Raw genomic sequence first — 9,134 nt, 5'->3', positions numbered from 1 at the left:
AGCGACTGCTTACACCCCGGCATTTCAAAGCGGTCTTCGACTCCCCAACCGGCAAGGTTCCAGGGAAAAACCTGCTGATCCTTGCTCGCGAGAACGGGCTCGATCATCCACGCCTCGGCCTGGTGATCGGCAAGAAGAGCGTCAAGCTCGCCGTTCAACGCAATCGCCTCAAGCGCTTGATGCGCGATTCCTTCCGTCTGAACCAGCAAATGCTCGCTGGCCTGGACATAGTGATCGTCGCGCGCAAGGGATTGGGTGAGATAGAAAACCCGGAATTGCACCAACACTTTGGCAAGCTCTGGAAACGCCTGGCCCGCAGCCGGCCCTCTCCAGCGGCAAACGCCGATTCCGCAGGGGTAGACAGTCAAGATGCGTAAACTGGCACTCGTTCCGATCCAGTTTTACCGTTATGCCATTAGTCCTCTGATGGCCAGCCACTGTCGTTTCTACCCCAGTTGCTCCTGTTACGCTTACGAAGCCATTGAAAACCATGGTCTCTGGCGTGGCGGGTGGCTAGCCGTTCGTCGCCTGGGGCGTTGTCATCCGTGGAACGACGGCGGTTTCGATCCCGTTCCTCCCGCTCCTTCCTCCCGAACTTCTTCGATAGCCGAGTAATCATGGATATTAAACGCACGATCCTGATCGCCGCCCTGGCAATCGTGTCCTACGTCATGGTCCTGAAGTGGAACGATGACTACGGCCAGGCTGCCTTGCCGACTCAGAATACTGCTGCCAGCACTGTTGCTCCGGGCTTGCCCGATGGCGTACCCGCCGCCAACAACGGCGCCAGCGCCGATGTACCGAGCGCCAACGGCGAGTCGAGCCCTGCAGAACTGGCACCTGTTGCACTCAGCAAGGATCTGATCAAGGTCAAGACCGATGTCCTGGAACTGGCTATCGACCCAGTCGGTGGTGACATCGTCCAGCTGAACCTGCCGCAGTACCCACGCCGCCAGGACCATCCGGACATTCCGTTCCAGCTGTTCGACAACGGTGGCGAGCGCGTGTACCTGGCCCAGAGCGGCCTGACCGGCGCCAATGGCCCGGACGCCCGTTCCACTGGCCGTCCGCTGTACGCTGCCGAGCAGAAGTCCTACCAGATGGCCGATGGCCAGGAACAACTGGTGGTCGACCTGAAGTTCAGCGACAACGGTGTGAACTACATCAAGCGCTTCAGCTTCAAGCGCGGCGAGTACGACCTGACCGTCAGCTACCTGATCGACAACCAGAGCGCTCAGGCCTGGAGCGGCAACATGTTTGCCCAGCTCAAGCGTGACGCCAGTGGCGATCCGTCCTCGAGCACTGCCACCGGCACCGCGACCTACCTGGGCGCCGCCATGTGGACTGCGTCCGAGCCGTACAAGAAAGTGTCGATGAAGGACATCGACAAAGGTAGTTTGAAAGAAAATGTGTCCGGCGGCTGGGTCGCCTGGCTGCAGCACTACTTCGTGACCGCCTGGATTCCTGCCAAGTCCGACAACAACGTTGTGCAGACCCGCAAGGACAGCCAGGGCAACTACATCATCGGCTACACCGGCCCGGCCATCAGCGTACCTGCTGGCGGCAAGGTCGAAACCAGCGCCATGCTGTACGCCGGACCGAAGATCCAGTCCAAGCTCAAGGAGTTGTCCCCAGGCCTGGAACTGACCGTCGACTACGGCTTCCTGTGGTTCATCGCCCAGCCGATCTTCTGGCTGCTGCAACATATCCACAGCCTGCTGGGCAACTGGGGCTGGTCGATCATCGTCCTGACCATGCTCATCAAGGGCCTGTTCTTCCCGCTGTCGGCTGCCAGCTACCGCTCGATGGCGCGCATGCGTGCCGTGGCGCCGAAGCTTGCCGCGCTGAAGGAACGCTTCGGTGACGATCGCCAGAAGATGTCCCAGGCGATGATGGAGCTGTACAAGAAAGAGAAGATCAACCCGTTGGGCGGCTGCCTGCCGATCCTGGTCCAGATGCCGGTGTTCCTGGCCCTGTACTGGGTACTGCTGGAAAGCGTAGAAATGCGCCAGGCCCCGTGGATGCTGTGGATCACCGACCTGTCGATCAAGGATCCGTTCTTCATCCTGCCGATCATCATGGGCGCGACCATGTTCATCCAGCAGCGCCTGAACCCGACTCCGCCGGATCCGATGCAGGCCAAGGTGATGAAAATGATGCCGATCATCTTCACCTTCTTCTTCCTGTGGTTCCCAGCGGGCCTGGTGCTGTACTGGGTTGTGAACAACTGCTTGTCGATCACCCAGCAGTGGTACATCACCCGCCGTATCGAAGCAGCGACGAAAAAAGCTGCTGCTTGACGGGCTACTCAGCTAGCCTGTGAATAAAAACGCCCCCTCGGGGGCGTTTTTGCTATCTGTCGTATTTGTCGTAGAGGCTTTCGAGCATGAACACTGTGCGTGAAACCATCGCAGCCATCGCCACCGCCCAGGGCCGCGGCGGTGTCGGCATCGTCCGCCTGTCCGGGCCACTGGCGGCCAAGGCTGGCCAACTCATCACCGGCCGCAGCCTGACCCCGCGCCATGCCCACTACGGCCCGTTCCGCGACGAGCAGGGGCTGGTGCTGGATGAAGGCATCGCGCTGTTCTTCCCGGGGCCGAACTCGTTCACCGGTGAGGATGTGCTGGAGCTGCAGGGCCATGGCGGCCCGGTGGTGCTGGATATGCTGCTGCAGCGCTGCGTCGAGGTCGGTTGCCGGCTGGCGCGCCCGGGCGAGTTCAGCGAGCGGGCATTTCTCAACGACAAGCTCGACCTGGCCCAGGCCGAGGCCATTGCCGACCTCATCGAGGCCAGCTCCAGCCAGGCGGCGCGCAATGCGTTGCGCTCGCTGCAGGGCGAATTCTCCAAGCGTGTGCACAGCCTGACCGAGGCGCTGATTGCCCTGCGCATCTACGTCGAGGCGGCCATCGACTTCCCGGAAGAAGAGATCGACTTCCTCGCTGACGGGCATGTGCTGTCGATGCTCGACGCCGTGCGTGGCGAGTTGTCCACAGTGCAGCGCGAAGCCGGGCAGGGCGCCTTGCTGCGTGACGGCATGACCGTGGTGATCGCCGGCAGGCCCAACGCCGGCAAGTCGAGCCTGCTCAATACCCTGGCCGGTCGCGAGGCGGCCATCGTCACCGATATCGCCGGCACCACCCGGGACATCCTGCGCGAACATATCCACATCGATGGCATGCCGCTGCACGTGGTCGACACGGCGGGCCTGCGCGACACCGATGACCATGTGGAAAAGATCGGCGTGGAACGCGCGCTCAAGGCCATTGGCGAAGCCGACCGGGTGTTGCTGGTGGTGGACTCCACCGCCCCCGAGGCGAGCGACCCGTTTGCCCTGTGGCCAGAGTTCCTGGACCAGCGGCCAGACCCGGCCAAGGTCACGCTGATACGCAACAAGGCCGACCTCAGTGGCGAGCGGGTAGCGCTGGAACAATGCGACGACGGGCACGTGACGATCACCCTGAGCGCCAAGGGCGACGACCAGGGGCTGCAGCTGCTGCGCGAGCACCTCAAGGCCTGCATGGGCTACGAGCAGACCGCAGAGAGCGGCTTCAGCGCCCGCCGGCGCCACCTGGATGCACTGCGCCAGGCCAGCGACCACCTGGAACACGGGCGTGCCCAATTGACCCTGGCCGGGGCCGGAGAGCTGCTGGCAGAAGATTTGCGACAGGCACAGCAGGCACTGGGTGAAATCACCGGTGCCTTCAGTTCGGATGACCTGCTCGGCAGGATTTTCTCGAGTTTCTGCATCGGCAAGTAGTCCACAACCTGCCAGACCCAGGCCGCTCCTTCATGGAGCGGCTTTTTTTTGCCCGCAGGAGCCCTGTGGGTAACTCGCCTTCAGGTCAGTTGATAAGCAGGCCTTTTTTCTGAGGAAAAACCGGCCTGTGGGTAAAGAGGCATTTAATCCACAGGCTAAAACCGGTTATCCAGAACCCTCATGGCCATCCAGACACAGGGTTTAATTTCTCTCTACACAACGGTTGATAAGGGATACAGAACGTTATCCACAGATATCCGTGTGCATAAGAATAAACATAAAAACAAAGCTTTTTTAAATTTCTCTTCTTTGATTTCTGTTGTCTGCCACTCATCCACAGCCTGGTCAAAATTTGCGCAAAAGGTTTCTTTAGAGGGGGTGAAGTCCCTATACTTGTCGGCTTACCTTCTCTATTCGCAAAAACAGGCACGAGGTGCGTGGTGGATTTCCCTTCCCGTTTTGAAGTGATCGTCATCGGCGGCGGCCATGCCGGTACCGAGGCTGCGCTTGCGTCTGCACGCATGGGTGTGAAAACCCTGCTGTTGACCCATAACGTGGAAACCCTCGGTCACATGAGCTGCAACCCCGCCATCGGTGGTATTGGCAAGAGCCATCTGGTCAAAGAGATCGATGCCCTGGGCGGCGCGATGGCATTGGCCACCGACAAGAGCGGCATCCAGTTCCGCATCCTGAACAACCGCAAGGGCCCGGCCGTGCGCGCCACCCGAGCGCAGGCAGACCGCGCCATCTACAAGGCGGTGGTGCGCGAGATCCTGGAAAACCAGCCGAACCTGTGGATATTCCAGCAGTCGTGCGACGACCTGATCGTCGAGCAGGACCAGGTCAAAGGCGTGGTCACCCAGATGGGCCTGCGCTTCTTCGCCGAACAAGTGGTACTGACAACCGGTACCTTCCTCGGCGGGCTTATCCACATCGGTTTGCAGAACCACTCCGGTGGCCGCGCCGGTGACCCACCTTCGATCGCCCTGGCTCACCGCATGCGTGAACTGCCGCTGCGCGTCGGCCGCTTGAAAACCGGTACGCCGCCGCGTATCGACGGGCGTTCGGTAGATTTCTCGGTGATGACCGAGCAGCCAGGCGACACGCCGATCCCGGTGATGTCGTTCATGGGCAATGCGCAGATGCACCCGCGCCAGGTCAGCTGCTGGATCACCCACACCAACGCCCGCACCCACGAGATCATCGCCTCGAACCTCGACCGTTCGCCGATGTACTCCGGGGTCATCGAAGGCGTCGGCCCGCGCTACTGCCCGTCGATCGAAGACAAGATCCACCGCTTCGCCGACAAGGAAAGCCACCAGGTGTTCATCGAGCCGGAAGGCCTGACCACCCACGAGCTGTACCCCAACGGCATTTCCACTTCGCTGCCGTTCGACGTGCAGCTGGAGCTGGTGCGCTCGATCCGCGGCATGGAAAATGCCCACATCGTGCGCCCCGGCTACGCCATCGAGTACGACTACTTCGACCCGCGCGACCTCAAGTACAGCCTGGAGACCAAGGTCATCGGCGGCCTGTACTTCGCCGGCCAGATCAACGGCACCACCGGTTACGAAGAAGCCGGCGCCCAGGGCCTGCTGGCCGGGACCAACGCCGCGCTGCGCGCCCAGGGCCGCGAAAGCTGGTGCCCGCGCCGCGACGAGGCGTACATCGGTGTGCTGGTCGACGACCTGATCACCCTGGGTACCCAGGAGCCCTACCGCATGTTCACTTCGCGCGCCGAGTACCGGCTGATCCTGCGCGAAGACAACGCCGACCTGCGCCTGACCGAAAAAGGCCGTGAACTGGGCCTGATCGATGACCAGCGCTGGGCCGCCTTCTGCGCCAAGCGCGATGGCATCGAGCGTGAGGAGCAGCGCCTGAAGTCGACCTGGGTACGCCCCAATACCCCGCAAGGTCAGGCCGTTGTGGATAAGTTCGGCACCCCGCTGAGCCACGAGTACAGCCTGCTCAACCTGCTCGCCCGCCCGGAAATCGACTACGCCGGGCTGATCGAGGCGACCGGCGGTGAGGTCATCGACCCGCAGGTTGCCGAACAGGTCGAGATCAAGACCAAGTACGCCGGCTACATCGACCGCCAGCAGGATGAAATCGCCCGCCTGCGCGCCAGCGAAGACACGCGCCTGCCTGTGGATATCGACTACGCCACGATTTCCGGCCTGTCCAAGGAAATCCAGGGCAAGCTGGGCCAGACCCGCCCAGAGACGCTGGGCCAGGCTTCGCGTATCCCGGGCGTTACCCCGGCGGCGATTTCCCTGTTGCTGATTCATCTGAAAAAACGCGGCGCTGGCCGCGAATTGGAGCAAAGCGCTTGAGTTCCCTGGTCACCCCGCAGCACGCAGAAGAGTTATCCACAGGCGCGCGCCAGCTCGGCATCGAGCTGAGCGCGCAGCAGCACGAAGCGCTGCTGGGCTACCTGGCCCTGTTGATCAAGTGGAACAAAGCCTACAACCTGACCGCCGTGCGCGATCCGGACGAGATGGTCTCGCGCCATCTGCTCGACAGCCTCAGCGTCATGGGGTTTATCCACAGCGACCGCGAAACCTGGCTGGATGTGGGCAGCGGCGGTGGCATGCCGGGCATTCCGTTGGCTATCCTGCACCCGCACAAACAGGTGACGGTGCTGGACGCCAACGGCAAGAAGACGCGCTTTCTGACCCAGGTCAAAATGGAGCTGAAACTGGACAACCTCACGGTTATCCACAGCCGCGTCGAGGCCTTCCAGCCCGCGCAGCCGTTCAGCGGCATCATCTCCCGCGCCTTCAGCAGCATGGAGAACTTCACCAACTGGACCCGCCACTTGGGCGACACCGGGACGCAATGGCTTGCAATGAAGGGGCTGCATCCTGCCGATGAACTGGTAGCATTGCCCGCAGACTTCACAGTGGAAAGCGAGCAGGCCCTGACCGTTCCAGGTTGCCAGGGCCAGCGCCATCTGCTGATACTGCGCCGCAAGGCATGACTGGGAACACACGCAACAATGGCTAAGGTATTCGCAATCGCGAACCAGAAAGGTGGAGTGGGCAAAACCACCACCTGTATCAATCTTGCTGCATCGCTGGCCGCGACCAAGCGTCGTGTGCTGCTGATCGACCTCGATCCGCAGGGCAACGCCACCATGGGCAGCGGTGTGGACAAACACGAACTCGAGCATTCGGTCTACGACCTGTTGATCGGCGAATGCGACCTTGCCCAGGCCATGCACTACTCCGAGCACGGCGGCTTTCAGCTGCTGCCGGCCAACCGCGACCTGACTGCCGCGGAAGTGGTGCTGCTGGAGATGCAGGTCAAGGAGAGCCGCCTGCGCAATGCCCTGGCGCCGATCCGCGAGAGCTACGACTACATCCTCATCGACTGCCCTCCGTCGCTGTCGATGCTGACGCTCAACGCCCTGGTCGCCTCCGATGGCGTGATCATCCCGATGCAGTGCGAGTACTACGCACTGGAAGGTCTCAGCGACCTTGTGGATAACATCAAGCGCATCGCCGCCCGCCTGAACCCGCAACTGAAGATCGAAGGCCTGCTGCGGACCATGTACGACCCGCGCCTGAGCCTGAACAACGATGTTTCGGCGCAGCTCAAGGAGCACTTCGGCGAGCAGCTGTACGACACGGTCATCCCGCGCAACATCCGCCTGGCGGAGGCGCCGAGCTTCGGCATGCCGGCACTGGCCTACGACAAGCAATCGCGTGGTGCACTCGCCTACCTGGCCCTGGCCGGGGAACTGGTGCGCCGTCAACGCCGTCAATCACGCACTGCACAAACAACTTAAGGAATCCGCATGGCCGTTAAGAAACGGGGTCTCGGACGTGGGTTGGATGCACTGCTCAGTGGTCCGTCCGTCAGCGCGCTCGAAGAGCAGGCTGTGAAGATCGACCAGAAAGAACTGCAACACCTGCCGGTCGAACTGATCCAGCGCGGCAAGTACCAGCCGCGCCGCGACATGGATCCGGTGGCGCTGGAAGAACTGGCGCACTCTATTCGCAGCCATGGCGTGATGCAGCCGATCGTGGTCCGCCCGATCGATGGCAACCGCTATGAAATCATCGCCGGTGAACGCCGCTGGCGCGCCACCCAGCAGGCCGGCCTGGACACCATCCCGGCGATGGTCCGCGAAGTGCCCGACGAAGCGGCCATCGCCATGGCCCTGATCGAGAACATCCAGCGCGAGGACCTCAACCCGCTGGAAGAGGCCCTGGCCCTGCAGCGCCTGCAGCAGGAGTTCGAACTGACCCAGCAACAGGTGGCGGATGCCGTGGGCAAGTCGCGGGTCACCGTGGCCAACCTGCTGCGCCTGATCTCGCTGCCGGAAGCGATCAAGACCATGCTCGCCCACGGCGACCTGGAGATGGGCCACGCACGTGCTTTGCTCGGCCTGGAAGAAGATCGCCAGGAAGAAGGGGCGCGACATGTTGTCGCACGTGGCCTCACCGTGCGCCAAACCGAGGCACTGGTGCGCCAGTGGCTCAGCGGCAAACCTGATCCGGTCGAACCGAGCAAACCTGATCCGGATATCGAGCGCCTTGAACAGCGGCTTGCAGAGCGCCTGGGCTCGCCCGTGCAGATACGCCACGGGAACAAGGGAAAAGGGCAATTGGTTATTCGTTACAACTCGCTTGACGAGTTGCAAGGTGTGCTTGCTCACATCCGCTGAAACAATTCCCGTTGTAGCGCTCAGTCGGAAATCACTACGAAGAGTTGAATAGGGGTTAATCCACCCCTATACTCTGCGCGCATTTTGTCGGCACAAATTATGCCAAGTCGTTGCTGACTTGTTGGTCGACTTTCGAGGAGCAGTTTTGATGGAAATCCGCACGCCAAACCGCCTGCCTTTCCATCGCTGGGCGGTTTTCCCGGTACTGCTGGCTCAATTTGTAGTACTGCTGCTGGCAACGCTGGTGTTGTGGCAGTGGAAAGGGGTGGTCAGTGGATATTCAGGCCTTTGCGGAGGTTTGATTGCCTGGCTGCCCAATTTGTATTTCGCCTGGAAGGCTTTTCGCTTCAGCGGAGCCCGGGCGGCGCAGGCCATCGTCAAGTCGTTCTACGCAGGCGAGGCAGGCAAGATGATTTTGACGGCAGTGCTGTTCGCACTGACCTTCGCAGGAGTGAAGCCACTGGCGCCGTTAGCAGTATTCGGCGTCTTCGTGTTGACCCTTTTGGTCAGCTGGTTCGCGCCCCTGCTGATGAATAAAAGACTTTCGAGACCTTAGGGCGTTTGAGGCAACCATGGCAGCAGAAACCGCTTCGGGCTATATCCAGCACCACTTGCAGAACCTGACCTACGGTCAACTACCAGACGGCAGCTGGGGCTTCGTCCATTCGGCTGCAGAAGCCAAGGCAATGGGCTTCTGGACGTTCC

9 protein-coding genes and 1 pseudogene are annotated in these 9,134 nt (G+C 61.4%); all 10 read left to right on the top strand.

Annotated features, from left to right (window positions below; genetic code table 11):
* Positions 1–377 (top strand): ribonuclease P protein component (gene rnpA, locus B3E94_RS19715; protein WP_286914818.1); only part of this gene is annotated, 377 nt, incomplete at its 5' end.
* Positions 370–615, top strand: a complete 246-nt coding sequence (gene yidD / locus B3E94_RS19710) for a membrane protein insertion efficiency factor YidD (RefSeq protein ID WP_078477749.1) — start codon at positions 370–372, stop codon at positions 613–615. The genes rnpA and yidD, both read left to right, overlap by 8 nt.
* A gap of 2 nt (positions 616–617) precedes the next feature.
* Positions 618–2,300: a membrane protein insertase YidC gene (gene yidC / locus B3E94_RS19705; protein ID WP_286914816.1), complete on the top strand. Its 1,683-nt coding sequence runs from the start codon at positions 618–620 to the stop codon at positions 2,298–2,300.
* An 86-nt stretch (positions 2,301–2,386) separates the two neighbouring features.
* The gene (gene mnmE, locus B3E94_RS19700) at positions 2,387–3,757 is read left to right on the top strand and encodes a tRNA uridine-5-carboxymethylaminomethyl(34) synthesis GTPase MnmE (protein WP_286914815.1); all 1,371 of its coding nucleotides are present in this window, start codon (positions 2,387–2,389) and stop codon (positions 3,755–3,757) included.
* Positions 3,758–4,197: 440 nt separating this feature from the next.
* Positions 4,198–6,090: a tRNA uridine-5-carboxymethylaminomethyl(34) synthesis enzyme MnmG gene (mnmG, locus tag B3E94_RS19695; RefSeq protein WP_176511758.1), complete on the top strand. Its 1,893-nt coding sequence runs from the start codon at positions 4,198–4,200 to the stop codon at positions 6,088–6,090.
* On the top strand, positions 6,087–6,737 hold the full coding sequence (gene rsmG, locus B3E94_RS19690) for a 16S rRNA (guanine(527)-N(7))-methyltransferase RsmG (RefSeq protein ID WP_236236185.1): 651 nt from the start codon (positions 6,087–6,089) through the stop codon (positions 6,735–6,737). Before mnmG ends, rsmG begins: the two co-directional genes overlap by 4 nt.
* Positions 6,738–6,755: 18 nt before the next feature.
* On the top strand, positions 6,756–7,547 hold the full coding sequence (locus B3E94_RS19685) for a ParA family protein (protein WP_236236184.1): 792 nt from the start codon (positions 6,756–6,758) through the stop codon (positions 7,545–7,547).
* A gap of 9 nt (positions 7,548–7,556) precedes the next feature.
* Entirely contained in the window at positions 7,557–8,429 is an 873-nt protein-coding gene (locus B3E94_RS19680; protein WP_176511761.1) for a ParB/RepB/Spo0J family partition protein, read from the top strand.
* A 148-nt stretch (positions 8,430–8,577) separates the two neighbouring features.
* A complete protein-coding gene (locus tag B3E94_RS19675) occupies positions 8,578–8,985 on the top strand; it encodes a F0F1 ATP synthase subunit I (RefSeq protein WP_176511762.1) in 408 nt (135 codons plus the stop codon).
* A gap of 16 nt (positions 8,986–9,001) precedes the next feature.
* Positions 9,002–9,134: pseudogene (locus B3E94_RS19670) on the top strand (F0F1 ATP synthase subunit A); the annotation flags it as partial.

Origin of the sequence: Pseudomonas sp. UBA6315 (genome assembly GCF_002438125.1) — a bacterium.
In the GTDB taxonomy this organism is placed as follows: Bacteria; Pseudomonadota; Gammaproteobacteria; order Pseudomonadales; family Pseudomonadaceae; genus Aquipseudomonas; species Aquipseudomonas faucium.
The sequence above is the reverse complement of the archived record's forward strand: the minus strand, read 5'-3'. Positions and strand labels throughout refer to the sequence as shown.